Origin of the sequence: Aliirhizobium wenxiniae (assembly GCF_019511445.1) — a bacterium.
Lineage (GTDB): Bacteria > Pseudomonadota > Alphaproteobacteria > Rhizobiales > Rhizobiaceae > Neorhizobium > Neorhizobium wenxiniae_A.
Genome location: NZ_JAEUAN010000004.1, coordinates 225,309 through 250,471 on the forward strand (window position 1 = coordinate 225,309; position 25,163 = coordinate 250,471).

Annotated in this window: 26 protein-coding genes; 8 read left to right on the forward strand and 18 right to left on the reverse strand. The window is 58.0% G+C overall.

Annotated features, from left to right (window positions below; translation table 11 throughout):
* Positions 1–22 precede the first annotated feature (22 nt).
* The 10 genes from bamA to JNB91_RS07030 all read right to left on the reverse strand — a co-directional run bounded on the left by bamA (position 23) and on the right by JNB91_RS07030 (position 10,098).
* Entirely contained in the window at positions 23–2,359 is a 2,337-nt protein-coding gene (bamA, locus tag JNB91_RS06985; protein WP_220324798.1) for an outer membrane protein assembly factor BamA, read from the reverse strand.
* A 194-nt stretch (positions 2,360–2,553) separates the two neighbouring features.
* Positions 2,554–3,675: an RIP metalloprotease RseP gene (rseP, locus tag JNB91_RS06990; protein WP_220324799.1), complete on the reverse strand. Its 1,122-nt coding sequence runs from the start codon at positions 3,673–3,675 to the stop codon at positions 2,554–2,556.
* 40 nt (positions 3,676–3,715) lie between these two features.
* Positions 3,716–4,549 carry a phosphatidate cytidylyltransferase gene (locus tag JNB91_RS06995; RefSeq protein ID WP_220324800.1) on the reverse strand — a complete coding sequence of 278 codons (834 nt, stop codon included), beginning with the start codon at positions 4,547–4,549 and terminating at the stop codon, positions 3,716–3,718.
* Positions 4,549–5,292 (reverse strand): isoprenyl transferase, encoded by a 744-nt coding sequence (locus tag JNB91_RS07000; RefSeq protein WP_220324801.1) that lies wholly within the window; start codon positions 5,290–5,292, stop codon positions 4,549–4,551. Before JNB91_RS07000 ends, JNB91_RS06995 begins: the two co-directional genes overlap by 1 nt.
* Before the next feature lie 50 nt (positions 5,293–5,342).
* Positions 5,343–5,903 carry a ribosome recycling factor gene (gene frr / locus JNB91_RS07005; RefSeq protein WP_220324802.1) on the reverse strand — a complete coding sequence of 187 codons (561 nt, stop codon included), beginning with the start codon at positions 5,901–5,903 and terminating at the stop codon, positions 5,343–5,345.
* 64 nt (positions 5,904–5,967) lie between these two features.
* Positions 5,968–6,690: a UMP kinase gene (gene pyrH, locus JNB91_RS07010; RefSeq protein ID WP_220324803.1), complete on the reverse strand. Its 723-nt coding sequence runs from the start codon at positions 6,688–6,690 to the stop codon at positions 5,968–5,970.
* 116 nt (positions 6,691–6,806) lie between these two features.
* Positions 6,807–7,733 (reverse strand): translation elongation factor Ts, encoded by a 927-nt coding sequence (tsf, locus tag JNB91_RS07015; RefSeq protein ID WP_220324804.1) that lies wholly within the window; start codon positions 7,731–7,733, stop codon positions 6,807–6,809.
* Between the two features lie 242 nt (positions 7,734–7,975).
* A complete protein-coding gene (gene rpsB / locus JNB91_RS07020; RefSeq protein WP_220324805.1) occupies positions 7,976–8,743 on the reverse strand; it encodes a 30S ribosomal protein S2 in 768 nt (255 codons plus the stop codon).
* Positions 8,744–8,942: 199 nt separating this feature from the next.
* Complete coding sequence (locus JNB91_RS07025; protein WP_220324806.1) at positions 8,943–9,140, reverse strand: hypothetical protein; 198 nt, start codon at positions 9,138–9,140, stop codon at positions 8,943–8,945.
* A 115-nt stretch (positions 9,141–9,255) separates the two neighbouring features.
* Positions 9,256–10,098 carry a cell envelope integrity EipB family protein gene (locus JNB91_RS07030; protein ID WP_220324807.1) on the reverse strand — a complete coding sequence of 281 codons (843 nt, stop codon included), beginning with the start codon at positions 10,096–10,098 and terminating at the stop codon, positions 9,256–9,258.
* Positions 10,099–10,207: 109 nt separating this feature from the next.
* Between JNB91_RS07030 and JNB91_RS07035 the strand changes: the two genes are divergently transcribed.
* The 4 genes from JNB91_RS07035 (at position 10,208) to JNB91_RS07050 (ending at position 13,156) form a co-directional block, all read left to right on the forward strand.
* The gene (locus JNB91_RS07035; protein WP_220324808.1) at positions 10,208–10,678 is read left to right on the forward strand and encodes a RidA family protein; all 471 of its coding nucleotides are present in this window, start codon (positions 10,208–10,210) and stop codon (positions 10,676–10,678) included.
* On the forward strand, positions 10,675–11,403 hold the full coding sequence (locus tag JNB91_RS07040) for a glycerophosphodiester phosphodiesterase (RefSeq protein ID WP_220324809.1): 729 nt from the start codon (positions 10,675–10,677) through the stop codon (positions 11,401–11,403). The genes JNB91_RS07035 and JNB91_RS07040 overlap by 4 nt, the downstream gene beginning before the upstream one ends.
* Positions 11,404–11,512: 109 nt before the next feature.
* Entirely contained in the window at positions 11,513–12,709 is a 1,197-nt protein-coding gene (locus JNB91_RS07045; protein WP_220324810.1) for a GNAT family N-acetyltransferase, read from the forward strand.
* Between the two features lie 24 nt (positions 12,710–12,733).
* Entirely contained in the window at positions 12,734–13,156 is a 423-nt protein-coding gene (locus tag JNB91_RS07050; protein WP_220324811.1) for an HIT family protein, read from the forward strand.
* On the opposite strand, the gene JNB91_RS07055 is transcribed toward JNB91_RS07050, so the two are convergent.
* From JNB91_RS07055 to JNB91_RS07085, 7 genes are all read right to left on the reverse strand, one after another.
* The gene (locus JNB91_RS07055) at positions 13,157–13,495 is read right to left on the reverse strand and encodes an AzlD domain-containing protein (RefSeq protein WP_220324812.1); all 339 of its coding nucleotides are present in this window, start codon (positions 13,493–13,495) and stop codon (positions 13,157–13,159) included. It abuts the gene before it with no gap.
* Complete coding sequence (locus JNB91_RS07060) at positions 13,495–14,244, reverse strand: AzlC family ABC transporter permease (protein ID WP_220324813.1); 750 nt, start codon at positions 14,242–14,244, stop codon at positions 13,495–13,497. Before JNB91_RS07060 ends, JNB91_RS07055 begins: the two co-directional genes overlap by 1 nt.
* Before the next feature lie 92 nt (positions 14,245–14,336).
* Positions 14,337–16,874: an ATP-dependent Clp protease ATP-binding subunit ClpA gene (gene clpA, locus JNB91_RS07065; RefSeq protein ID WP_220324814.1), complete on the reverse strand. Its 2,538-nt coding sequence runs from the start codon at positions 16,872–16,874 to the stop codon at positions 14,337–14,339.
* Positions 16,875–16,884: 10 nt separating this feature from the next.
* Positions 16,885–17,238 (reverse strand): ATP-dependent Clp protease adapter ClpS, encoded by a 354-nt coding sequence (gene clpS / locus JNB91_RS07070; RefSeq protein WP_112503791.1) that lies wholly within the window; start codon positions 17,236–17,238, stop codon positions 16,885–16,887.
* Between the two features lie 392 nt (positions 17,239–17,630).
* Positions 17,631–17,837: a DUF3126 family protein gene (locus tag JNB91_RS07075; RefSeq protein ID WP_112457769.1), complete on the reverse strand. Its 207-nt coding sequence runs from the start codon at positions 17,835–17,837 to the stop codon at positions 17,631–17,633.
* 129 nt (positions 17,838–17,966) lie between these two features.
* A complete protein-coding gene (gene cysE / locus JNB91_RS07080; RefSeq protein WP_220324815.1) occupies positions 17,967–18,791 on the reverse strand; it encodes a serine O-acetyltransferase in 825 nt (274 codons plus the stop codon).
* 114 nt (positions 18,792–18,905) lie between these two features.
* A complete protein-coding gene (locus JNB91_RS07085) occupies positions 18,906–19,691 on the reverse strand; it encodes an alpha/beta fold hydrolase (protein WP_220324816.1) in 786 nt (261 codons plus the stop codon).
* A 146-nt stretch (positions 19,692–19,837) separates the two neighbouring features.
* Here JNB91_RS07085 and JNB91_RS07090 point away from each other — a divergent pair, with 146 nt between their 5' ends.
* Entirely contained in the window at positions 19,838–20,083 is a 246-nt protein-coding gene (locus tag JNB91_RS07090; protein ID WP_220324817.1) for a zinc-finger domain-containing protein, read from the forward strand.
* A gap of 24 nt (positions 20,084–20,107) precedes the next feature.
* Entirely contained in the window at positions 20,108–21,271 is a 1,164-nt protein-coding gene (locus JNB91_RS07095; RefSeq protein ID WP_220324818.1) for an FAD-dependent monooxygenase, read from the forward strand.
* Here JNB91_RS07095 and JNB91_RS07100 read toward each other — a convergent pair whose 3' ends face one another.
* The gene (locus JNB91_RS07100; RefSeq protein ID WP_220324916.1) at positions 21,272–22,459 is read right to left on the reverse strand and encodes a cystathionine beta-lyase; all 1,188 of its coding nucleotides are present in this window, start codon (positions 22,457–22,459) and stop codon (positions 21,272–21,274) included.
* Between the two features lie 363 nt (positions 22,460–22,822).
* On the opposite strand from JNB91_RS07100, the gene JNB91_RS07105 reads away from it, so the two are divergent.
* Both JNB91_RS07105 and JNB91_RS07110 read left to right on the forward strand, forming a co-directional pair.
* On the forward strand, positions 22,823–23,845 hold the full coding sequence (locus tag JNB91_RS07105; protein WP_220324819.1) for an amino acid ABC transporter substrate-binding protein: 1,023 nt from the start codon (positions 22,823–22,825) through the stop codon (positions 23,843–23,845).
* Positions 23,846–23,962: 117 nt separating this feature from the next.
* The gene (locus JNB91_RS07110; RefSeq protein ID WP_220324820.1) at positions 23,963–25,162 is read left to right on the forward strand and encodes an amino acid ABC transporter permease; all 1,200 of its coding nucleotides are present in this window, start codon (positions 23,963–23,965) and stop codon (positions 25,160–25,162) included.
* Position 25,163: the final 1 nt, after the last annotated feature.

Genomic DNA, 25,163 nt, shown 5'->3' on the forward strand with positions numbered 1-25,163 from the left:
CCGCTTTCGCGGCCGGAAACGATCAGAACTGGTTTGCCATGCTGAAGCGGAATTCCTGGGTCTCGTCGAAGTCTTCCTTGAGAACCGGGATCGCGTAATCCATCCGGATATTACCGAACGGCGAAGCCCACATGACGCCGACACCGACGGACGCACGCCAGGACATGCCTGTGCCTTCGATCGCAGTGCCAGTCGTCTTTACGTCGTTACCGTACAGGGTGCCTGCATCAGCGAAAGCAGCAAGGCGCAGACCGATGTCTTCCGGAACGGCAGGCATTGGCATGGAAGCGTCAGCAGAGACGGTGAAGTAGGTCGTGCCACCGATTGCGTCGCCATCTTCCTTCGTACGCGGGCCGATACCATTATTGTCGAAACCGCGAACCTGACGTCCGCCAAGCGTAAACTGGTCGAAGACGTTCAGATTGTCGCCAGTGCCGAACACATGTCCTGCACCGACTGCGATCGAGCCGATAAGGTCAGCTTCGGTCGAAAGCGTCTGATAGTAGCGCGCACGTCCGGAAATCTTGTAGAACTCCGAATCACCACCCAGACCGGCAAATTCATGCGTGAAGGTTGCATAGATACCTTCACGTGCCATCGTCTGGCTGTCGAGCGTGTTGTAGGTCAGTGTCTGAGCGACCGACGACTGCGTGTACTTACCGTGATTGACGAGATCCTGATAGATCGGCGACAGATCGGCAAAGTCGTTGCCATCGCTTTCGTATTCGATTTCCTTGTACGTGTACCGGAGGGTCGTCGCCAGATCTTCGGTGATTGGCGCCGTCACGCGCAGCGTGAAGCCCTGTTCCGAGTAGTCGTAGTTATCGTTCGACGACGTTTCGCTGCGGAAGACGTCAAAGCCTGCGGCCAGACGATAACCGAGGAAGTAAGGCTCGGTGAACGACAGCGAGTAAGTGCGCGAATCGTTCAGGCCACCACCGGCAGCAACGCGAACATACTGGCCGCGACCAAGGAAGTTCTTTTCTTCGACGGAGGCTTCGAGAATGAAGCCGTCACCACCGGCGGAGTAACCGGCGCCGATACCGAACGAACCGGTCGACTGATCTTCGACATCGACGACCACGACAACGCGGTCAGCAGCGGTACCCTGCGTCGTCGAGATATTGACCGACGTGAAGTAACCGAGCGCCTCAAGACGACGCTTTGCGCGCGAAATCATTTCCTGGTTGAAGGCATCGCCTTCGCTGAAATCGAATTCGCGGCGAATGACGTAATCGCGGGTACGGGTATTGCCACGGATTTCGATGCGCTCGACATAGGCGCGCTCGCCCTGATCGACCATATAGGAAACGCCGATCGTATTGGTCTGCAGGTTGCGATCACCGCGCGGGGTCACACGTGCGAAAGGATAGCCCTTCGAAGCAACCTGCTTGGAGATAGCCTCCATCGACTTCTGGATCTCACGGCTGTCGTAAACAGCGCCCGGCTTGGTCTCGACGAGACCCTGCAACTCTTCGCCGGAAACGCCTTCAACGCTCGACTCGACATTGATATCGCCGAACTGATAGCGCGGACCTTCTTCAACGGTGAAGTTGATCGTGTACTTGTTGGTTGCCGCATCGAGCTGCGCATCGGACGAAATGATGCGGAAATCCGGGTAACCGTGATTGTAGTAGAACTGGCGCAGCGCATCTTCATCAGCGCGCAACTTGTCCGGGCTATAAACGTCCTTACGGGTCAGGAACGACAGCGGACCGGATTCCTTCGTGACGATAACCGCCTTGAGACGACCATCGCCATAAGCCTGATTACCGACAAAATTGATATCGGCGATCTTCGTACGATCACCTTCGTTGATAACGAAGGCAACGTTGACGCGGCCCTGTCCGACATTGACGGTCTGGGTGGTGATTTCGACGTCGCTGCGACCGATCTGCGAATAGGCGGTACGAATGCGCTCGATATCAGCATTCACGATCGCCTGGCTGTACGGGCCGAGCGGCTGCGTCTGGACGACGCCGGAAAGCTTGTCGTCCTTGATCTTGCGGTTGCCGTTGAAAACAACCTGATTGACCAGTTCGTTCTCGGCGACAGTCACGACAAGCGAGCTGCCGGAGACGCTGATCTTTACATCAGAGAAGTAGCCGGTTGCGTAGAGACGCTTGACCGACTCATCAATGTCAGCACCGGAAAAGGAAACACCAGGCTGGATCGTGAGGTTGGAGCGAACAGCTTCTTCGCCGGCGCGCTGCGCGCCACGCACCTGAACGCTGCGGATGACAGCAGCCTCAGCACTCGCAGCACTTGCGAGCACCATAACGCCAGAACCCGACGCGACAACACTAGCAGACAGCGCAAACGCCGAAACCGCGTTCAAAAACTTTGAACCAGCCTTCATTTTCAATTCTTACCTTTTCCCGTTGTCCCTCGGCGGGTGGAGCCCGACTCCGGCCACGTGTGTCGTTTTACCTTCTTTTGCCCTACAAGCAAGCTATCGCGTTAATTTCTATTTACTTCCTTTTGAAGCGTGGCTCTGAGGCCACGCAACATTGTAAACATGGTGAATAATCGGTTTATTCACCCGCAGCTCGCTTAGCCAATAAGGTTGGTGATATCGTTGAAGGTGGCAAACACCATCAGACTGAGTACCATCGCAAGACCGATACGGAATGCGATCTCCTGGGCTCCGGCACCCAGGGGCTTCCCCCTCACAGCTTCTATTGCGTAGAAAACCAAATGGCCGCCGTCAAGCACTGGAACCGGCATTAAGTTCAAAAGTCCAATAGAAACAGACAGGACGGCGGCAAGCTGAATGACGGCCGCAAAGCCCAGTGTCGCCATCTGCCCGGAGGCCTGCGCAACACGAACCGGGCCACCCAGCTGGTCGGCCCTCATCTTGCCCGTCACCAGGTTGCCGAGATAGCGGAATGTGCCGGTGATGATATTGCCGGTCTCCTTCACGCCCTCACCGACCGCCTCCAGCGGAGAGAAGGTTACAAGCCGGAAGTTGCCGCGCTCCTCATTGGTGACGATGCCGATCAGGCCGAGTTCCACCTTGTTGCCGAACTGATCGTCGATCTCAGTGCGCTTCGGCACCATCGGCAGATCGAGGTCCTGGCCGTTACGCTCAACCGTGACGACGATCGAAGTTTCAGGCCTCACACTCACATAGCGACGCACCTCGTCGAAGGTGGAGACCTTGGATCCATCAAGCGCAACAAGCCGATCGCCCGGCTGAACCCCGGCTTCAGCAGCCGCGCTGTCTGGACGCACCTCTGCGACAACCGGATCGGCAATCATTTTCCCGTAAACGGAAAACAGGACCGCAAAAATGGCAATCGCCAATATGAAGTTCGCGATTGGACCCGCCGCAACGGTGGCCGCGCGCTTCCAAAGCTTTGCCCCTGCGAGCGTCTGAGCCCTGTCGGCCTCGCTCATATGCGCAACACTCGAGGCGTCAGGAAGACTCGACGCATCCTCGTCGCCGAAGAACTTCACATAGCCGCCAAGCGGAATGGCCGACAGTTTCCAGCGTGTCCCGTGGCTATCGGTATAACCGACCAATTCCGGACCGAAGCCGACCGAAAAGGCGGTTACCCGGATCCCGCTCCACCGCCCCACAAGATAGTGCCCCATCTCGTGGACGAAGACGAGCAGGGAAAGAACGAGGATAAACGGGATGATATAGCCCGTTATGAAACCAAGGATGGCCATCAATGTTTCCGCTTCACAATACCAAGGCTGGTCGCCGCTCTTACAGACCGAAGATGAAGGCTGCGACAGAATTGCTAACATGGCCCTTCATGGCCGTGTCCACAAGCGTCAACAGAAATACGGCAAAAGAGGCAAAAACCAAGCCGTCTACCCTGTCCATCACGCCACCGTGTCCGGGAATCAAATGACTGCTGTCCTTGACGCCGAAGCGACGCTTGATGAAGGATTCGAACAGATCGCCAAGCTGACTGGCGACAGACAGGAGAAAGGCAAGCGCCATCGTCCACAGGGAAACCCGCGAGAACACGCCGAGCGTCAGAAGTCCGCTTGCAGCTACACCCGCCACTGTTCCGCCGATCGCACCGGACCATGTCTTGCCGGGAGAAATTCGCGGCGCAAGCTTAGGTCCGCCGATAGCACGACCGACGAAATATGCCAGGATGTCAGTCCCCCAGACAACGGCGAAAATGAAGAGCATCGCCACGAACCCGGCCTGATTGTCCCCACGGATCGCCGCAAGAGAAATGCCGCTCAGACCCGCATAGACGATACCGCCCGGGATCCACCAAGGACCTCGACCGGGCAGAACCAGGATCGCTGCCGTGATTGCACCGCCGCAGAGCAGCGGCATGGAGAGATCACCTCCCCCCACCGCTATATCGAGAGCAATGAGCAGGACGATCAACCAGCCAAAGGCGTTTGCCTTGAAGTCCCGCTCGGCGAGACGGGTCATCGTCGACCATTCATAGTAGATCAGCGGAGCGATCACCGCGGCCACAAGATTGAACGCCCAGCCGCCCATCCAGGTCGCAGCCAGAACAACCACGGCAAGCACGATCGCGGATATGATCCGAAGCTTGAGCTCGCTTGCCATTAGCCGACGACCGCCGCAGGTCTCGCAGACAAGCCGCCAAAGCGCCGGTCTCGCGCCGCATAAATCTTGAGTGCCTCGACGAAAAGCCCGCGATTGAAGTCCGGCCAATAGTCAGGCAGGAACACGAACTCGGAATAGGCCGCCTGCCAGAGCAGGAAATTCGAAAGGCGCTCCTCGCCGCTGGTGCGGATGATGAGGTCCGGATCAGGTATTCCCGCAGTATCGAGATGATCGCTAATCATCTCGGGAGTGATCGCCGCCGGATCCAGCAGACCTGCCTTGACCTTCTGTGCAATCAGCGTGGTTGCCCGCGCGATCTCGTCTCGGGAACCGTAGTTGAATGCGATCACGACCGTAAGGGCGGTATTGTTGCGCGTTGTTTCCTCGGCTTCCAGAAGAAGCGGAAGAATATCCCCACGCAGCCTTTCGCGCTCGCCGATAACCTTGATGCGCACGTTTTCGCGATGAAGCTCGGCCAGATCGCGACGAATAAAACGGCGTAGCAGGCCGAGAAGGTCGCTGACCTCGGCTTCCGGCCTGTTCCAATTTTCGGACGAGAACGCAAACAGGGTGAGATAGCGGATGCCAAGTTCACCCGCCGCCCTGACGGTCTCCTTGACCGCCTCGACACCCTTGTTGTGCCCCATCGTCCGGGCAAGGCCACGCTTGTTAGCCCACCGGCCATTGCCGTCCATGATGATGGCAACGTGCTGCGGAATGATCGCAATATCTGGCGTCAGCATGTCCTATGCAATTCCTTCAACGGCCAAGGGAGGAAAAAAAGTTTCCCAACCTAGACCTGCATGATTTCCTTTTCCTTATCCGCAAGCAAGCGGTCGACTTCAGAAATCGTATCGTCGGTCATCTTCTGGACCTTTTCCGACTGCGAACGACTGTCGTCCTGACCGATTACGCCATCCTTTTCGGCTTTTTTCAGGCCTTCCATACCATCACGGCGAACATGGCGAGCAGCGACCTTTGCCTTTTCCGCGTAATCGTGGGCAACCTTGACCAGCGACTTGCGGCGCTCTTCGTTGAGTTCCGGCAGAGGGATACGCAGGTTCTGGCCATCAACGATCGGGTTGAGACCGAGGTTAGATTCACGAATACCGCGCTCAACGGCAGCAACCATCGACTTGTCCCAGATGGAGACGCCGAGCATGCGGGGTTCCGGCACAGTGATGTTCGCGACCTGGTTCAGAGGCACGCGCGAACCATAAGCTTCGACCATCACAGGATCGAGAACGTTTGCCGAAGCACGGCCGGTTCTCAAGGAAGCGATATCGCTCTTGAACGCGTTGATGGCGCCATCCATGCGGCGCTTGATGTCGTTGAGATCGACTGATCCACTCATGGTTGGAACTCCCGTCTTGTTCTTGGCGGACCAGCCCTGTCTTGAAGCAGGCCGCGATCGTTTATCAGTTGTCGGATACGATGGTCTTGCGGCCACCGCCGGTCAAGATTTGGGTGAAGCCGCCTGCCTCGTGGATAGAGAAGACGACGATCGGAATGTGGTTTTCACGAGCAAGCGCGACTGCTGCAACATCCATGACAGCCAGGCCCTTTTCAAGAACCTCACTATGGGTCAGCGTATCGAAGCGGGTTGCATCGGGCTGCTTCTTCGGGTCGGCGGAATAGATGCCATCGACCTGCGTGCCCTTGAAGATCGCTTCGGCGCCGATTTCGGCGGCGCGCAACGCTGCAGCCGAATCGGTCGTGAAGAACGGATTGCCGGTGCCGCCTGCAAAAATCACCACGCGCCCCTGCGCCATGTGGTGAAGCGCCTGGCGCTGCGAGAAGCTTTCGCAAATTTCCGGCATGGCAATGGCCGAAAGCACCACCGTATCGATGTCGAGCTTGCGTAGTGATGTTGCGAGCGCCAGTGCGTTGATGACGGTGGCGAGCATGCCCATGTGGTCGCCGGTCACACGGTCGCCACCCTTGGAGGCCACAGCAACACCGCGAAAGATGTTGCCACCGCCGACAACGACGCCGACTTCGACACCTATGCGACGCGCTTCGGCAATGTCGGAAGCGATACGGTCGACGACCGTGACATCGATGCCAAAACCCTGACTGCCCATCAGAGCCTCACCGGAGGCTTTGAGCAAAACGCGCTTGTATATGGGCTGAGACGACATGACGGCTCCTTGAAAAAAGCAAGACGGAACGGAGAGATCAAACGGCTTGCGGATACACGAAGGGCACCGGCTTGTCACCGGTGCCCTTGGAGTTTTCACTGGATTAGGCGACGAAATCAGCCCTTTGCAGCGGCAGCGACTTCTGCAGCGAAGTCGGTCTCTTCCTTTTCAACGCCTTCGCCGAGAAGAAGACGGGCCATGCCGGTCACTTCGATCGGCGCGCCGACTTCCTTTTCGGCAGCCTTGACGGCTTCGCCGACAGTCAGGTCGGGGTTGATGACGAAAGCCTGCGAAAGCAGGGCAACTTCTTCGAAGAACTTGCGCATGCGGCCTTCAACCATCTTCTCGATGATGGCTTCCGGCTTGCCGGATTCGCGAGCCTGCTCGATGAAGACGTGACGTTCGCGCTCGGCGACGGCGGCATCAACTTCTTCAGCGCGGACAGCGAGCGGAGCCGTTGCAGCAATGTGCATGGCAACCTGACGGCCGATTGCGTTGAGCGCTTCCTTGTTGCCGGTCGACTTCAGGGCAACCAGAACACCGAGCTTGCCGAGACGGTCGGCAGCAGCATTGTGGATGTAGGTGGAAACAACGCCATCTTCCACTTCGAGAGCAGCCGAACGGCGCAGGTTCATGTTTTCACCGATCGTGCCGACAGCGTCCTTGATCGTGTCGACGACCGACTTGCCGGTCTCAGGGTAGATGGCTGCGCCAACGGCTTCAACGGTGCCGTCGGTGGAAAGGGCAACGTCTGCAATGCCGCGAACCATGGCCTGGAAGGCATCGTTACGGGCAACGAAGTCGGTTTCGGAGTTGACTTCAACGACAACAGCCTTGGTGCCGGCAGAAGCAACGCCGATCAGGCCTTCGGCAGCGGTGCGGCCAGACTTCTTGTCGGCCTTGGCGATGCCCTTGGCGCGCAGCCAGTCGATTGCCGCTTCGATGTCGCCGTTGTTTTCGATCAGCGCCTTCTTGCAGTCCATCATGCCTGCGCCAGACTTTTCGCGCAGTTCCTTCACCAGTGCAGCGGTGATTTCAGCCATTGTGAGCCTCTTGTCGGTTTGTTGCGTGCCGCCGAAAAAACCTCGGCGAACTCAAGGTTTTGGGAACGAATGTACCCGGAAGTATGACAGGGTGATGAAGATCACCGCCGGCCTGCTCTTCAACCGCGATCCGATGGAGCGTGGGCGAACAGGACTTTTAAACAAACCGAGGCCAGGGATCGTCTCTCTGGCCTCGGTCGAATTGGAAAAGCAGGAACGGATGAACCGTCCCGACCTTGGCCTTAGGCTTCAGCTTCGCCTTCGAGAGCCGGCTCGATCGGAGCTTCAGCGGAAGCGCCGAGGTCACGACCCGAAGCGCCCTGCTGGCGAGCGATGCCGTCAATGGCAGCGCGTGCGATCAGGTCGCAGTAGAGAGCGATGGCGCGCGAAGCGTCGTCGTTACCCGGGATCGGGAAGTCGATGAGGTCCGGATCGCAGTTCGAGTCGATGATGGCAACGACCGGGATGCCGAGACGCTTGGCTTCGTCGATCGCGATCTTTTCCTTGTTGGTGTCGATGATGAACATCAGGTCCGGAACGCCGCCCATGTCGCGGATACCGCCGAGAGCCTTGTCCAGCTTCTCGCGTTCGCGCTCAAGGTTCAGACGCTCCTTCTTGGAGTAGCCGGACTGTTCCGAAGACAGGATCTCGTCGAGCTTGCGCAGACGCTGGATCGAGTTCGAAATGGTCTTCCAGTTGGTCATCATGCCGCCGAGCCAGCGGGAGTTGACGTAGTACTGGGCAGAACGCTTGGCCGAATCAGCGATCAGCTCGGAAGCCTGACGCTTGGTGCCAACGAACAGAACGCGGCCGCCACGAGCAACGGTGTCGGACACGACCTGAAGGGCGCGCGACAGCATCGGAACGGTCTGAGCCAGATCGATGATGTGGATGTTGTTACGGTCGCCGAAGATGTACGGCTTCATCTTCGGGTTCCAGCGGTGCGTCTGGTGGCCGAAGTGGATGCCTGCTTCGAGAAGCTGGCGCATAGAGAAATCGGGCAATGCCATGCCTAGTTATCCTTTTCCGGTTGAACCTCCGCAAGGCGAACAGCAACCCTCTCTTGAGGAATGCCACCGGCGGAAAAGCCCGGATTTCTCCCGGACGATCCCATGCCTTACGTGTGGAATGCGGGTGCCCATACAGGCGATTGTAGAAAATTGCAAGCGCTGCTGTGCAGCTTTCGCCGCACGACGCGTCCAAAATCCGTCAGGCTTTCGCCCCGAGCCTCTGGCGGACTTGCTCGACACTGCCACGAATATAGACCGTATGCGGTTGCCCTGCGCCGTTGACCGCAGCAAACGTGACGATCGTCACCCCTTCCTCGAAGGGCATCACGTAAAGGATCTGCGCCGGATTGATGTAGACCTCCTGATTGTGGGTATTCTTAAATCCGATCAATGCCATGAATCACTCCTTATTGCGGCGCAACTACAGACACGAATCTAACAGGGTGTCGAGTATTGCAGCACGCACATCTGGCACTGCGACCGCATGTGGCAGGCTGAGGGAAAGCTTTCGTCTAGCGCGGAACGGCGGGGCACGGATCCTGTTGTGTCTTCAGGAGTTCCAGCTTCACCAAACTGCCTTCCAGCGAAAAATCACCGTAATCCATGGTCAGATCACGGGTGATGCCGTTTTCGTAGAGCTTGAACGACATGTTGTAGACCGGCATCGGATCGCCGGCGGCTCCGTCGTTGAAATAGGCGATTGTCACCGGCCAATAGGGCGCCTTGGCGAACTCGCCGGCTGCACCAGCTTCCGCATCGCCCTTTTGCGGCGTCTCCGCCTTGCCGATCACGGTAGAGGTCAGAAGCGACTGATCGCCATTCTCCGAACCGTCGAAGACACGCGTCTCGAAAATGCGTTTGTTGTCCTTGGCCTGTTGGATGATGTCGAGCATGTGGCTGGTCGGAAAGGCGCTCGCCGGCAGATCGACTTCCCTACTGCCTGAGCCCTGCAGCTCGACCTTGACGCCCCCCTCACCTTCGCTCGCATCGCCGGTCACGCTCTTGTCGAGCTGTTCATCCGTGTAGGATTTGGTCTCGAAATGAAACTGCTTTGCGGAAAGATCCTCGAACGTCTTGGTCTGCTGGTCGCTGACGCGGGTCTCTTCGCCCGTGCTGATCTTGGTGACCAACCGGAAATTGGTCGTGAATCCGGTGCAGGCAGAGCCGTTGAATTCATAGACCATACGGCCAAACATGCCCTCGATACCCGAACGCTCTGACGCATCCTTGAGCTTGAGGTCGTAGACCGCCCGGTGAGGAATAAGCAGGCGCGCAGCACTATCGGCGCTGATCGGCGCAGCGGAGGCGACACCGGCACTGGTGACGAGGAACAGCGCGAGGCTCGTGCGCAGCATTCATATTCTCCTGTTGGACTCGGGCGCGGGTGTTATAAGAACGCCATCAGCCAAGGTTATGACCTTGATGAAGGATTTTTGTACGCTTGACAACAAACCGGAGACCGAAATGTCCGATGCCATTGAAAGCCGCCTGAAGGAACTTGGAATCACCCTCCCCGTGGCAGCGGCACCTGCCGCCAACTACGTGTCCTACGTCATCAGCGGCAACATGCTTTACATCTCCGGACAGTTGCCGACCGAAAATGGCAAGCTTGAGATCAAGGGCTTGGTCGGCAGCGACGTCGATGTGACAACAGCGAGCCGCGCAGCCGAACTTTGTGCCATCAACATCCTGTCGCAGGCGAAGGCCGCACTCGGCGGCGACCTCGGTAAGATCAAGCGCGTCATCAAGCTGTCGAGCTTCGTCGCCTCCGCTCCCGGCTTCACCGATCAGCATATCGTCACCAACGGCGCGTCGAACCTGATTGCCAACGTTCTTGGCGAAGCCGGCAAACACGCCCGTGCCGCCGTCGGCATGGCCGCGCTGCCGCTCAATGCTGCCGTTGAAATTGAAGCCGTCATCGAGATCGAAGCATGACCTCCGCATCCTGGATCAAGGACTTAGCCGTAGCTCATCGCGGCTATCACGACATGAACAAGACTGTGTGGGAAAACACGCTCTCCGCCTTTTCCCGAGCCGTGGACGCGGGTTTTGCAATTGAATGCGACCTCCAGCTCTCCGCCGACAGCATTCCCATGGTTTTTCACGACGACAAACTTGAACGCGTTTGCGGTATCCAGGGCGACGTGCGGGAGCGAACAGCTTCCGAGCTTGGCCTTCTCGCGGTCGGCGGTACGGCCGACAAGATTCCGACCCTGAAGCAGATGCTCGATCTCGTTGCCGGTCGCGTGCCTCTCGTCATCGAGATCAAGGGACGCACAGCGGAAGAGGACAACGGCTTTGTCGAGGACGTGCTGGACGTACTGGAAGGCTATCAGGGCAAGGTCGCCCTGATGAGCTTCGACCATCATATCCTGCGTGATCTCAAGAAGGCCGGGGCGCCCTACCCGCTCGGCCTCACCGCCATGGGCGACAAGCCCGAGGAATTCTTCCAGCATGACGAAGCCATGCAGCTTGGCCTGGACTTCATTTCCTACCACTGGCCACATCTCCCGAACTCCTTCATCACCGCTCAGAGACGTGCCGGAACTCCGGTGATTACATGGACGGTCAGGGATGAAAACGCGCTCACGCATAGCTATCTTCATGGCGATCAGATAACCTTCGAGGGGTTCGAGCCGCGTGAGGTTACCGCACGCTAGCGAAACCCATTTACGGTCGACATGATCTTCGATGGCAAATGTGCGTAAGCGTTGAAGTTATACGTCCCGCCTCCTGCGGGGCGTCTTGGGAAGCCATGAATATTCAGGAATGACCGCAAGCCTCACGATCCGCATCGAACAATCCTTTGCCGCGATCAGCCCTGAAAGCTGGTCGCGGCTTTCGGGTGCCTCACGGGAAAGCTCCTCCGCAGAGGTTCCCTACAACCCGTTTCTGTCGCATGCCTTCCTTTCGTCGCTGGAACAATCCGGCTCAGCCACGGCCAAGACCGGGTGGCATGGGCATCACCTTCTACTCGAGACAGAAGAAGGCACGCTGATCGGCGCAATCCCCGCCTATCTGAAAAGCCATAGCCAGGGTGAATATGTCTTCGACCACGGCTGGGCCGACGCCTTCGAGCGGGCCGGTGGGCGCTACTATCCGAAACTGCAATGCGCCATCCCCTTCACACCAGCCACTGGCCCTCGCCTGCTGGTCGCTTCCAACTATGATCGCGAGACGATGCAGGCGTCGCTTGCGGCTGGTCTCCAGGAGGTGACACGGCAACTCGGAATATCGTCGGCACATGTCACCTTCGTGCCGGAAAACGAGATCGAGGCATTCGAAGAGGCCGACTACCTCCACCGGACCGACCAGCAATTTCATTTCATCAACGAAGGCTATGCCGATCACGACGCATTCCTCGAAACACTGGCGTCACGCAAACGCAAGGCGCTGAAAAAGGAGCGTCGTGCTGCGCTGGAGAACGGAATCTCGATCGACTGGCTGACCGGCGCCGACCTGACCGAGGATATCTGGGACCAGTTCTTCGCCTTCTACATGGACACCGGTGGCCGTAAATGGGGCAGGCCCTATCTCACCCGCAGCTTCTATTCGCTGATCGGCAGCCACATGGCCGATGACATCCTGCTGGTCATGGCAAAGCGCGATGGTCGTTATATCGCCGGCGCGATCAACTTCATCGGTGGCGATACGCTTTACGGCCGCCACTGGGGCTGTATCGAGGATCATCCCTTCCTGCATTTCGAAGTCTGCTACCATCAGGCCATCGACTTCGCGCTTGCCAAGGGGCTGAAGCGCGTCGAAGCCGGCGCGCAGGGCGAACACAAGCTCGCTCGCGGCTATCTTCCCGTCACCACCCATTCCATGCATTACATCGCCCATCCGAGCCTGCGCCGCGCCATTGCCGACTATCTGGAGCGCGAGCGGCAGGAGGTGAACGGCATGAACGAATACCTGTCCGAGCATAGCCCGTTCCGCAAGGGCGAGCGGCAGCAGGACGATTGATTTTAAAGTTAGGAGAGGACTTCCATGAGCTACGACGACAGCAACATCTTCGCAAAAATCCTGCGCGGCGAAATCCCCTGCCACCGCGTGTATGAGGATGCCGACACACTGGCCTTCATGGATGTCATGCCGCAATCGCCGGGTCACCTGCTGGTGATACCGAAGACGCCGTCGCGAAACATTCTCGACGCCGATCCGGCCACCCTGTCCAAGGTGATCCCGATCGTGCAGAAGCTTGCCAATGCGGCCAAGGAAGCCTTTGACGCCGATGGCATCACAGTCACGCAGTTCAACGAACCGGCCGCCGGCCAGACCGTCTATCATCTGCATTTCCACATCATCCCGCGCTACGAAGGCGCCAGCCTGAAGCCGCATACCGGCCAGATGGAAGACCATGGCGTGCTCGCCGCCAACGCCAAGAAGGTTGTCGACGCACTCGGTGCCTGATCAGGTTTCGAGCAGAAACAGACCGGCGACGAGAATGGCGATCGGCACGATGACGCCGACCGCCACCTTCTTGCCTGTCGCCAGAAAAACGCAAAAGCCGATACCCGCGGCAGAAAGCCGAAGCCAGAGCGGCGAATCGGCCAATACTCCCGTCGGAAAGACGATCAGCTTGGCGGTGACGGCCATGACGAGCGCAGTCGCAACCGCCCTCACCCAGTTGAGCGCCTCGGATTCCTCATTCAGCCTGTTGCCGGCCAGTACGCCGAGCCAGCGCCAGAAATCCGTTGCGATGAAGCCTGCAACGATGATCAGGATATAGGTCCAGTACTCCTCCAGCATCACGCGGCCTCCTCAACGGCACGCCGACGCTGTCGCCGGTATCGATCGATCAGATAGGCAACCGTTCCTCCGCCGAGGCCGGCAATCAGCACATCGAATTGCGGGACAACAAGCGCCAAGAGCGGTCCTGCGACAATGCCGATGATAAAGGCGAGCTTCACCACGAACTGCCTGGAACTCGCCCAGATCGACGAGATGAAATAGACCGGCGTCAGCATGAAGAGCGCACCCGCGACGACCGGCGGGAATTGCGAAACGATGCCGTAGCTGATGCCGACGATCGCCGCATTGGTGCAGGTGAGCGTCAGGCCGAAACCGGCGAAAAAGGCGACCCGGTTCTGGCGGGGCACGTCACGCAAATGCGTCGAGGCAAACACCCAGGACGTGATCGCAATGAAATGCGACAGGAATAGAAGCAGCCATACCGGCGTCTTCTGCGTCCGCATCTCCGGAACGATCGAAGCCACCATCGGCATCATCCGGATGGCGGACAGGGTGACGGCAAGAAACGACGCAACTATATTCGCCCCACCGAGCATCGAGCCGACAAGGATCATCTGCGACGGCAGGGCCCAGACACCGAGCGTCATGACCACGGCTTCAGAGCGCGTCAGCCCCGCCTGCAGTGCGAATGCGGCAAACCCGACATAGGACGTCATCAGAATGATCGCGGGAAGCGAGATGACGCCGCGCATGCCCGTCAGGAACCATCTCAAGTTGCCGGGCTCATCGCGCTGCTCTGCAGACATAGGCATTCCATTTGCTGTTGATCAAACATGCCTACAAACACAAAGATGCCGGGACAAGCCCGGCATCTTTTATTCAATCGATATGAGAGCGATTACTTCGCTTTCGGCACCCGCGGAACGGTGCTGCCCTTGCGCGGCTTCGGCGCGTCTTCGGCGATCACGTCACCGTCGTCGTCCGCCTTGGCCTTGGCTGCTGCGCCCTTGCCGCCATCCTTGCCCTTGGGGGACGACTTCTTGGCCGCCTTCGGCTTTGCAACCTTGGCCTTTGCCTCTTCGGCAGCCTCTTCCACTTCTGCTTCAGGCTTCGGCTTCACCGGCACGGCTTCCGGAATGGAATCGAGCACCAGTTTATCCTTGCCATTCTCGTCCTTGCCGACAGTGACGCGAACCACACCACCCTTGCGCAAAGCCCCGAACAGGATCTCGTTGGCAAGCGGCTTCTTGATGTATTCCTGGATCACACGGGAAAGCGGGCGGGCGCCCATCTTCTCGTCGTAACCCTTGTCGGCCAGCCAGGCGATCGCGTCCTCGTGCAGGTCGAACGTGACATTGCGTTCGGACAGCTGGGTTTCCAACTGCATGACGAACTTCTGCACGACCTGATGGATGACGGCCGTCGGCAGCGGCGCGAACGGGATCGTCGCGTCGAGACGGTTGCGGAATTCCGGCGTGAACAGGCGGTTCAATGCCTCTTCGTCTTCGCCGGTGCGCTTGGAGGAGCCGAAGCCGAAGGCGGCCTTGGCCATTTCCGAAGCGCCCGCATTGGTCGTCATGATCAGGATGACGTTGCGGAAGTCGATCTTCTTGCCGTTGTGGTCGGTCAGCGAACCGTGGTCCATGACCTGCAGCAGGATATTGTAGATATCCGGATGCGCCTTCTCGATTTCGTCGAGAAGCAGCACGCTGTGCGGATGCTGATCGACCTGATCGGTCAGAAGACCGCCCTGATCGAACCCGACATAGCCGGGAGGTGCGCCGAGCAGTCTGGAGACCGTGTGGCGTTCCATATATTCCGACATGTCGAACCGCAGCAGTTCCACGCCGAGCGAGGCTGCAAGCTGCTTGGCAACTTCCGTCTTGCCGACGCCTGTCGGGCCGGAGAAGACGTAGGAGCCGATCGGCTTGTTCGGCTCGCGCAGGCCTGCACGCGCCAGCTTGATCGCCGTCGAAAGCGCTTCGATCGCGGCATCCTGACCGTAGACGACGGACCGCAATTCCTTTTCCAGATTGGCGAGAACAGCCTCGTCATCCTTGGAAACGGTTTTCGGCGGTATCCGCGCCATCGTCGCGATGGTTGCCTCGATTTCCTTCTCGGTGATCAGCTTGCGGCGCTTGGAGGCCGGCAGCAGCATCTGCGCCGCACCGGTCTCGTCGATCACGTCGATCGCCTTGTCCGGCAGCTTGCGGTCGGAGATGTAGCGGGCCGACAGTTCGACGGCCGACTTGATCGCCTCGTTGGTATAGCGAAGCTTGTGGTAGTCCTCGAAATAGGGCTTCAGGCCCTTCATGATCTCGATCGCGTCGACAATCGACGGCTCGTTGACGTCGATCTTCTGGAAGCGACGGACCAGCGCCCGATCCTTTTCGAAGAACTGGCGATATTCCTTGTAGGTGGTCGAACCGATGCAGCGGATCTGCCCGGAGGACAGAGCCGGCTTCAACAGGTTGGACGCATCCATCGCCCCGCCCGACGTTGCACCCGCACCGATAACGGTGTGGATCTCGTCGATAAACAGAACCGCACCCGGAAAATCTTCCAGTTCCTTGACGACCTGCTTCAGGCGCTCCTCGAAGTCGCCGCGATAACGGGTGCCGGCAAGCAGCGTACCCATATCGAGCGAGAAGATCGTCGCATCGGCGAGCGCTTCCGGCACCTTGCCTTCGACGATCCGCTTGGCGAGACCTTCGGCGATCGCAGTCTTGCCCACGCCCGGATCACCCACATAGAGCGGGTTGTTCTTGGAGCGACGGCACAGGACCTGGATGGTACGGTTGACCTCGGAATGACGCCCGATCAGCGGATCGATGCGACCGTCCTTGGCCTTGTCGTTCAGATTGACGCAATAGGCCTTGAGCGCATCCTGAGGTTTCTTGGCTGCACCCTCGTCCTGATCTCCGCCGCCACGCGATGGCTTGGCCTCGGAATCCGGCTCTTCGGAACCGCGCGGCGTACGGGACTGGGAGGAGCCCGGGCGCTTGCCTATACCGTGGGAGATATAGTTGACCGCGTCGTAACGGGTCATTTCCTGCTCCTGCAGGAAGAATGCGGCATGACTTTCGCGCTCGGCGAAGATCGCCACGAGCACATTGGCACCAGTTACTTCTTCACGACCGGAAGACTGGACATGGATGACGGCCCGCTGGATGACACGCTGAAAGCCGGAGGTAGGCTTCGAGTCTTCGTCATAGCCGGTCACGAGGTTGGCAAGTTCGTTATCGACATAGTCGGCAACGGTCTTGCGCAGGTTTTCAAGGTTGACGTTACAAGCGCCCATGACCGCCGCCGCATCCGCGTCATCAATCAACGCGAGAAGCAGATGTTCGAGCGTGGCATATTCGTGATGCCGCTCGTTGGCGAAGGTCAGTGCCTGATGCAGCGCCTTTTCAAGACTAGGCGAAAATGTGGGCACGTCGGGTTCCTCACTTCTTTTCCATGACACACTGCAGCGGATGCTGATGCTGGCGGGCGAAATCCATGACCTGGCTCACCTTCGTTTCCGCTACTTCGTAGGTATAAATGCCGCATTCACCCACTCCATGGTTATGAACGTGGAGCATGATAAGCGTGGCAGCCTCCCTGTCCTTCTGAAAGAACCGCTCCAGTATGTGGATGACGAAGTCCATCGGGGTGTAGTCGTCATTCAAAAGGAGTACGCGATACAGGTTCGGACGTTTCGTCTTGGGCTTCGTACGCGTGATGACCGAGGTTCCGCGGTTGGCGTTATCCCCGTCACCATCTTTTTCTTTTTCCATCGAGATCGGCAGTGCGATCATCATTCATCATCCCCAGGTGCCGACGACCATTTTGAACATTGTGGCCTGCCGGACTCCAGTCTTACTAACTTAGTCCATTGGACACGGATTTTAAGCCCCCTTTGCGGCGGCGCAATCACTATTCCGCCAGAGACCCCTCCAACCTGCAAAAATTAACACCCATCAGCCCATCGGATGCAAACGCCAAGCAACCGCACCTGACGATTGTCAGTGACGAAGGCATGAAATCGCGGTGTGGGGTTAATCTCACAGAGACGACCGGATAAGGCCGCTCCTTATTAATGGGATCGCGATCACCACGTTACAAGAGGCGAATGCGAGAACGGCTTTTCCAAAGGCAGAAACAAAAAGCGGGCCAAAGCGGCCCGCCGGAATGCTTGTGGCACGAATGCTCAGTCGAGATCGACGTCGAGGATGGCCATCGAGAAATTGTAGGAACGCTCGTCATCTTCGTCATCGACATAGACGACACCGAGAAACTCTTCGCCCAGATAGACTTCAGCCGAATCGTCCTTGCGCGGCCGTGCCTTGACGACGATCTGCGGGTTCAGAAGGCGCTTGAAATAAGCGTCGATCTTTTTGATTTCGTCGGGCTTCACGACAATCTCCGTTTTCTATTCACGTTGCTGGGCTTGTTGCATGCGACCGCGGCAAAAGTAAAGCCGACAAGCCTTGGGCTTCCCGGCTTCGATATGTATTCCACCAGCGTTTATCTCACCGGCAGGAGTTCAGTCCTCGGACATCAGCAACTGGTCCATCACCCGCGCCGGCTCCGAACAGCCAGCCTCCCCGACCACCTTCGCCGGCACACCGGCAACCGTGGACTTCGGCGGAACCTGTTTCAGAACAACCGAGCCGGCAGCGACACGCGAGCAGGACCCGATCTCGATATTGCCGAGTATCTTCGCGCCCGCGCCGATAAGCACGCCATTGCCGATCTTCGGATGGCGATCTGCACCTTCCTTGCCCGTACCGCCCAGCGTCACACCATGCAGGATCGAGACATTGTCGCCGACGACCGCAGTCTCGCCGACGACGAGACCGGTTGCGTGATCGAGGAAAATTCCCTTGCCGATCCTTGCTGCCGGATTGATGTCCGTCTGGAAGACACTGGAAGAACGGCTCTGCAGATAGAGCGCAAAATCACGGCGTCCACGAGCATAAAGCCAGTTGGCGAGCCGATGCGTCTGGATCGCGTGAAAACCCTTGAAATAGAGCACCGGCTCCAGGAAGCGCAGGCATGCCGGATCGCGATCATAAAACGCCTGGATATCGACCCGCAGGATGGAACCCCATTCCGGCCAGTCATCCAGCATTTCCATGAATGTCTGGCGCAGCAGAACCGCCTGCAGATCAGGATGATCGAGACGCTCGCAAATCCGGTGAACGACACATTCTTCCAGCGAACGATGGTTCAGCACTGTGGAATACAGGAAGGCAGCAAGAAGCGGATCCTGCTCGATGGCAAGCCGGGCTTCCTGCTGCAACGTATCCCAGATGGGATCGACCGTCGCCACGGGCTCCTTGATGCGAATATCCACTCTTGAGGGCATGCCTCACTCCATAGTCACCTGCAGGCCTTGTCAGCCTATTATATAGAACAAGATTGTCTGAACGCCAATGCGAGCAAAATCGCATTCCGTTGATCGAAGACATCAGAGAAGTTGCTACTCTCCGGCCAGTTCCGCGTAAAATTCTAGCACGGCCTTCTTAAACACCCTGTCGCCGACGGCCAGCATATGGTCACGGTTCGGAATATCAAGCGCTCGGGCATCCGGCATCAGGTCGGCCAGTTCCTGCGCCGAGCCGGCAATATCATCCTTCGTCCCGACGCCGATCAGCGTGGGCGCCTCTATCCGTGCCATATCGGATCGAGCGACCAGATCGCGCGAGCCTCGGATACAGGCCGCAAGCGCTTGTCTGTCGCTTTTCGTCTGATCCGCGAAGGCGCGGAACATCTTGCCGCGCTCATGCGTGATTGCGTCGGCATCCGGCGCAAGCAAGGCGTCTGCAATCGGGTCCCAGTCGCCGACGCCATCTGTCATGCCGATGCCGAGACCACCCAGCACCAGTGAACGAACCCGCTCGGGATGGGCAAGAGCAGCAAAAACGGAAATTCTTGCCCCCATCGAATATCCGAACAGATGGGCTTCGGGAATACGCAGATGATCAAGCAGCGCCACTGCGTCGTCTGCCATCACCCACGGGCGATAGGCCTCGGCATCCAGCGGCTTGTCGCTTCCGCCATGCCCGCGATTATCGAGAGCGATGACCCTATAGCCAGCATCTCCGAGCGTCTTAAGCCAACCGGGATGCACCCAATTGACGAGCGCGCTCGATGCAAAGCCATGAATGAGAAGCACCGGCTCACCGGACGGCTCACCCTCATCAAAATAGCGAAGATTGATTCCGTCATGAACGAAAGACGAGAAGGCGGGCGCATTCAAATTCATCGGGCGATCCTTTGTTTTGCCCGCTCTATAATGGATCGACGACCACCAAAGAACCCGCCTGGGCAAAAAATGCCAGCGTTTCCCCCCTACACATTCGAGACTTAGGAAGATAATGTCCGCCGAAATCAAAAGGCAGGGAGACGATCATGGCTGGCCACAGCATTCCTCACTTTCAAAACGATGGCGGATATCCGGTTATCCAGATTGGCGTGAAGGAGTTCATGTGCACCGGCGCCTCGGTCCCCTTCGACCACCCGCATATTTTCATTGACCTCGGCGATGACAGCGAAAAGGTCTGCTCCTATTGCTCGACGCTTTATCGTTACAACCCCGGCCTGAAGGCCGAACAGACGGACCCGCCGGGCTGCGTTTTTCAGGTCAAGGCAGCGTAAGCGCGCGTTTCAGGCAGTAGGCCAATGCATCTCGACAGGATAGCGATTGTGGGCGCCGGCATGGCCGGCCTTGCGGCAGCATTGAGTTTTTCCCGCCTCGGCATGGCTTGCGATGTTTTCGAAGAGGCAAGCGAACTCGTGGAGGTAGGCGCGGGCCTGCAAATATCCCCGAACGCATCGGCAATCCTTCGTGAACTCGGCGTACTTGATGAACTGGAGAATATCTGGACCGAGCCGGAACAAATCCGCCTCGTCTCAGGGGGTACGCTGAAGAAACTGGCTCATGTTCCGATGGGGCGCTTCGCCAGAGAACGCTGGGGGGCTCCCTACGGCGTGCTGCACCGGGCGACATTGCAGAACACGCTACTCGCGGCTGTCGAGCGGAACCCGCTTTGCACCGTCACTCTCGCAACCCCCATTCGCGGAAGCCTGCCCCGTTCGCTCAAGGATCTCACCGGGAACACCTATCCGCTGATCATTGGCGCAGATGGCGTCTGGTCGAATGCAAGGGCATCCATCGACAACGCCCCGCAGCCGGATTTCTCTCGCAATATAGCCTGGCGCTTTACAGTTCCCCTAGACCAAGCACCCGACTGGCTCCCGAGAAATTGTGTCACGGCGGTTCTGGGACCGTCGACCCATCTTGTCGCCTACCCACTCTCTGAAATGGGAGCCTTTAACATCGTGGCGATTGCGGCCGGAATAAGCCCAGGTGAAACTTGGGAAGCCCAGGCGAGCGAAACCCAGCGCGACATGCTCATCCAGCAATTTTCCGGTTGGCATCCGAATATTATCCAACTCCTTACCCAAACGCCTCGGCCGACATTCTGGCCGTTGCATGAAGTAACATCCGGGAAATGGCATAACGGCCGCGATCTAGCACTCATTGGCGACGCCGCTCACGCGATGATGCCCTTCTCCGCCCAGGGCGCTGTCATGGCAATTGAAGACGGCTATGTTCTGGCCAACGAGGTAAAGAAGGCTTCCACCCTCCCCGAGGCCCTGGCGAACTTCGAAAGCCTGCGGGTGAAACGCGCCGGCAAGGTCAAGTCGCGCGGCAACTTCAACCGCTTCGCCTATCACGCCCGCGGTTCAATCCGCATCGGCCGTGATATCGTCTTGTCCCTGCGTCCGCCGCAATCACTCGCGGCGGATCTGGATTGGCTTTACGGCTACCGCGTCGACTGATCAGACGGCGCGGGCAGCAAGAAATCCCTGTTCGAGATCCTTCTGCAGGTCGGCGACATCTTCCAGGCCGATCTGCAGACGAATGACCGGCCCCTCTGCCGGTTGCTTACGGATTGTGCGATCGGACAGATTGACCTGAAGAGCCAGGCTTTCGAACCCGCCCCAGGAATAGCCGAGACCGAAATAGCTCAATGCATCGAGGAACGCATGCGCTTTCGCCTTGGCGTTTGCTGCGTCAGCCTTGAGTACGAAGGAGAATATGCCGGTAGAGCCTTTGAAATCGCGCTTCCAGATGTCGTGTCCGGGAAAGCTCGGCAATGCCGGATGCAGGACACGCGCCACGTCATCACGCCCCTCCAGCCACTGAGCAATGGCGAGCGCGCTTTTCTGATGATGCTCAAGACGAACACCCATAGTCCTCAGGCCACGCAGGATCATGTAGGAATCATCCGGAGCACCGCAGATACCCATGAGGATGCGCGCTTCTTCCAGTTGCGGCCACCATTTGGCATTGGCAGATACCGAGCCCATGACGATGTCGGAATGGCCCGACGGATATTTCGTCGTTGCATGGATCGACACATCCACGCCGAAATCGAGCGGACGGAAATAAAGCGGTGTTGCCCAGGTATTGTCCATCGTGACGACGCAGTCATGCTTGTGTGCCGCATCGGCAATCGCACGGATATCCTGCATCTCGAACGTGTTTGACCCCGGCGCTTCCGTATGGACGAGCTTGGTATTCGGCTTGATCAGTGCCTCGATACCCGCACCGATTTCCGGGTCATAATATTCAACCTCGACGCCAAGGCGCTTCAGCATCGTATTGCAGAAATTGCGGCACGGCGTGTAGACCGAATCGACAATCAGCGCGTGGTCGCCGGCAGACAGATAAGTGAGAAACGGTATCGAAATGGCGGCCAGTCCCGACGGCACCAGGATCGTGCCGGCAGACCCTTCAAGCTCATCGAATGCAGCACATAAAGCATCGGTAGTCGGGGTAGCACGCGTTCCGTAAGTGTATGGCTGCGTACGCTTTTCCATCGCCTCGGCATCAGGAAACAATACGGTCGAACCATGAACGACCGGAGGATTGACGAACCCGTGATAATCTCTGGGATTGTTACCAATATGTGCAAGACGCGTGTTGGCGCCGGCGGCACCGAGCAAGGAAGATTTCTTGGCCATTTCGTAGAAAAACTCTCTGAGGCGGGAAAGCACTCTTGTCGCGCCGCAGGTGAAATAGGTCAAGTGCGCAGGGCATCCGCACGAAAAGCTGAGCATAGATCAGAGGTAGAGAAAAAGCCGCAGTTTTCAGCAATAAATGCACAACCAGTAATCAAACGCCGGAAATATAAGCAAAAAAATTAATTTTACCTCATTTCAAACGCAATTCATGCTGGTGAGACTTGACCCTCAAAGATTTTGCGAATGAGATGGTAACGCACGTCCCATTTTAGGCTAGCGTGCGGCCGGCCGTGTTCGAAAGATATCTAGGGGAGCGGTTCGGTGTCACCGAAACATAAAACTACAAACAAAAAGGTTGGGAAAATGAAAAAGACGCTTCTGTCAACCGCGATTGGCGCTGCAGTCCTTGGCTTGGCCTCGGCAGCTTCTGCGGCCACGCTCGATGACGTTAAGGCGAAGGGAGTTGTAACATGCGGCGTGAGCCAGGGTATTCCGGGGTTCTCTAACCCTGACGACAAGGGCGACTGGTCGGGTATCGACGTCGACTATTGCCGCGGCATTGCCGCAGCCGTTTTTGGCGATGCCAGCAAGACCAAGTTCGTTGCGCTGTCCAGTAAGGACCGTTTCCCGGCACTGCAGTCCGGCGAAGTCGACGTTCTGACCCGTAACACCACCTGGACGATCAGCCGCGACTCGTCGCTCGGCTTCAACTTCCGTACCGTCAACTACTATGACGGCCAGGGCTTCATCGTGAAGAAGAGCCTCAACGTAAAGTCCGCGCTCGAGCTGTCCGGCGCTGCCGTCTGCGTTCAGACCGGCACCACGACCGAGCTCAACCTCGCCGACTACTTCAAGGCCAACAACCTTCAGTACAACCCGGTCGTCTTCGAAAAGGAAGCTGACGCCACCACGGCCTACGATTCCGGCCGTTGCGACGTCTACACGACCGACCAGTCTGGCCTCTATGCTATCCGCCTGAAGATGAAGAACCCGGACGAGAACATGGTTCTGCCGGAAGTCATCTCCAAGGAGCCGCTTGGCCCGGCCGTTCGCCAGGGTGACGACAAGTGGTTCGACATCGTGTCGTGGGTTCACTACGCCATGGTCAACGCTGAAGAACTCGGCATCACCTCGAAGAATGTCGACGAGATGAAGACCAGCGGCAGCCCGGACGTCAAGCGTATGCTGGGCTCCGAAGAAGGCGGCAAGATCGGTACCGACCTCGGTCTGACCAACGAATGGGCCTACAACGTCGTCAAGCTGGTCGGCAATTACGGTGAAGTCTTCGACCGCACCGTCGGCCCGAACACTCCGCTCAAGATCGAGCGCGGCCTGAACGCCCTCTGGACCAAGGGCGGCCTTCAGTACGCTCCGCCGATCCGTTAATCGGCCGGCATCCAGCATAGGCATGGGGGTGGATATATCCACCTCCATGCATCCGAAATTCCCGCAAGGGCAAAAAAAGTCTCCAAAAGGAGACATATAAACCAAGGGGATGCGTTTATGGCCGGTATGGCCCTCAATTCCGAAACACCTGGCACCAGCAAGCGGACTTCCTCCCTGATCAATGACCCGAAAGTACGCGGGATTTTTTATCAGGTCCTGACATTGGCGCTTCTCGTCCTCTTCGTGTGGACGGTCACCCAGAACACGATCAACAATCTGCAGAAGGCAAACATTGCCTCCGGCTTCGGTTTCCTTCAAGGACGCGCCGGCTTCGACATCGGCCAGTCGTTGATCGCCTATACCAGCGATTCGACCTATGGCCGCGCTCTGCTCGTTGGCATCCTGAACACGCTGCAGGTCGCCGTCCTCGGCATCATTACCGCTTCGATTATCGGCTTCATTGTCGGTATCGCCCGCCTGTCACGGAACTGGCTGATTGCCAAGCTGGCGCAGGTCTATGTGGAGTTTTTCCGCAATATCCCGCCGCTGCTGGTTATCCTGTTTTGGTACAAGGGCGTCATCGCCGTGCTGCCGCAGGCGCGTGAATCCTTCAACCTGCCCTTCCAGACCTATCTCAACAACCGCGGCCTCTTCGTGCCCAAGCCGATCTTCGGTGACGGTTCGTGGGCAATCGCGGTGGCGTTTCTGGTTGGCATCGCAGCGACCGTGCTCGTGGCACGTTGGGCAAAACAGCGACAGATGCGCACTGGCCAACCGTTCCATACGATATGGACAGGTATTGGCCTGATCTTCGGCCTGCCGCTTCTCACCTTCCTTGCGCTCGGCTCACCGATCACGTTCGACTATCCGGTAGCCGGTCGTTTCAACCTTACCGGCGGCGCGGTTTTAGGCCCGGAATTCATCTCGCTCTATCTGGCGCTGTCCTTCTACACCGCGTCCTTCATCGCCGAGATTGTACGTTCGGGCATCAAGGCCGTGCCGAAAGGCCAGACTGAAGCCGCCAACGCTCTTGGCCTGCGCTCGAACGCCATTACCCGGCTGATCGTGTTGCCTCAGGCACTGCGCATCATTATCCCGCCTTTGACAAGCCAGTATCTCAACCTCACCAAGAACTCCTCCCTCGCGGTCGCCTGCGGGTTTGCGGACATCTATGCGGTTGGCGGAACGATGCTCAACCAGACCGGTCAGGCCGTCGAGATCGTCGCCCTCTTCCTTGCCATCTATCTGTCCATCTCCATAACCACGGCGATATTCATGAACTGGTTCAATGCTAAAATGGCGCTGGTGGAGAGATAAA

What these genes read in the sequence shown, in the direction of transcription:
- bamA (WP_220324798.1), bottom strand. Translation starts at nt 2,359, where the DNA reads ATGAAGGCTGGTTCAAAGTTTTTGAACGCGGTTTCGGCGTTTGCGCTG.
- rseP (WP_220324799.1), bottom strand. Translation starts at nt 3,675, where the DNA reads ATGGCCATCCTTGGTTTCATAACGGGCTATATCATCCCGTTTATCCTC.
- JNB91_RS06995 (WP_220324800.1), bottom strand. Translation starts at nt 4,549, where the DNA reads ATGGCAAGCGAGCTCAAGCTTCGGATCATATCCGCGATCGTGCTTGCC.
- JNB91_RS07000 (WP_220324801.1), bottom strand. Translation starts at nt 5,292, where the DNA reads ATGCTGACGCCAGATATTGCGATCATTCCGCAGCACGTTGCCATCATC.
- frr (WP_220324802.1), bottom strand. Translation starts at nt 5,903, where the DNA reads ATGAGTGGATCAGTCGATCTCAACGACATCAAGCGCCGCATGGATGGC.
- pyrH (WP_220324803.1), bottom strand. Translation starts at nt 6,690, where the DNA reads ATGTCGTCTCAGCCCATATACAAGCGCGTTTTGCTCAAAGCCTCCGGT.
- tsf (WP_220324804.1), bottom strand. Translation starts at nt 7,733, where the DNA reads ATGGCTGAAATCACCGCTGCACTGGTGAAGGAACTGCGCGAAAAGTCT.
- rpsB (WP_220324805.1), bottom strand. Translation starts at nt 8,743, where the DNA reads ATGGCATTGCCCGATTTCTCTATGCGCCAGCTTCTCGAAGCAGGCATC.
- JNB91_RS07025 (WP_220324806.1), bottom strand. Translation starts at nt 9,140, where the DNA reads ATGGCATTGATCGGATTTAAGAATACCCACAATCAGGAGGTCTACATC.
- JNB91_RS07030 (WP_220324807.1), bottom strand. Translation starts at nt 10,098, where the DNA reads ATGCTGCGCACGAGCCTCGCGCTGTTCCTCGTCACCAGTGCCGGTGTC.
- JNB91_RS07035 (WP_220324808.1), top strand. Translation starts at nt 10,208, where the DNA reads ATGTCCGATGCCATTGAAAGCCGCCTGAAGGAACTTGGAATCACCCTC.
- JNB91_RS07040 (WP_220324809.1), top strand. Translation starts at nt 10,675, where the DNA reads ATGACCTCCGCATCCTGGATCAAGGACTTAGCCGTAGCTCATCGCGGC.
- JNB91_RS07045 (WP_220324810.1), top strand. Translation starts at nt 11,513, where the DNA reads ATGACCGCAAGCCTCACGATCCGCATCGAACAATCCTTTGCCGCGATC.
- JNB91_RS07050 (WP_220324811.1), top strand. Translation starts at nt 12,734, where the DNA reads ATGAGCTACGACGACAGCAACATCTTCGCAAAAATCCTGCGCGGCGAA.
- JNB91_RS07055 (WP_220324812.1), bottom strand. Translation starts at nt 13,495, where the DNA reads ATGCTGGAGGAGTACTGGACCTATATCCTGATCATCGTTGCAGGCTTC.
- JNB91_RS07060 (WP_220324813.1), bottom strand. Translation starts at nt 14,244, where the DNA reads ATGTCTGCAGAGCAGCGCGATGAGCCCGGCAACTTGAGATGGTTCCTG.
- clpS (WP_112503791.1), bottom strand. Translation starts at nt 17,238, where the DNA reads ATGATCGCACTGCCGATCTCGATGGAAAAAGAAAAAGATGGTGACGGG.
- cysE (WP_220324815.1), bottom strand. Translation starts at nt 18,791, where the DNA reads ATGCCCTCAAGAGTGGATATTCGCATCAAGGAGCCCGTGGCGACGGTC.
- JNB91_RS07085 (WP_220324816.1), bottom strand. Translation starts at nt 19,691, where the DNA reads ATGAATTTGAATGCGCCCGCCTTCTCGTCTTTCGTTCATGACGGAATC.
- JNB91_RS07090 (WP_220324817.1), top strand. Translation starts at nt 19,838, where the DNA reads ATGGCTGGCCACAGCATTCCTCACTTTCAAAACGATGGCGGATATCCG.
- JNB91_RS07095 (WP_220324818.1), top strand. Translation starts at nt 20,108, where the DNA reads ATGCATCTCGACAGGATAGCGATTGTGGGCGCCGGCATGGCCGGCCTT.
- JNB91_RS07100 (WP_220324916.1), bottom strand. Translation starts at nt 22,459, where the DNA reads ATGGCCAAGAAATCTTCCTTGCTCGGTGCCGCCGGCGCCAACACGCGT.
- JNB91_RS07105 (WP_220324819.1), top strand. Translation starts at nt 22,823, where the DNA reads ATGAAAAAGACGCTTCTGTCAACCGCGATTGGCGCTGCAGTCCTTGGC.
- JNB91_RS07110 (WP_220324820.1), top strand. Translation starts at nt 23,963, where the DNA reads ATGGCCGGTATGGCCCTCAATTCCGAAACACCTGGCACCAGCAAGCGG.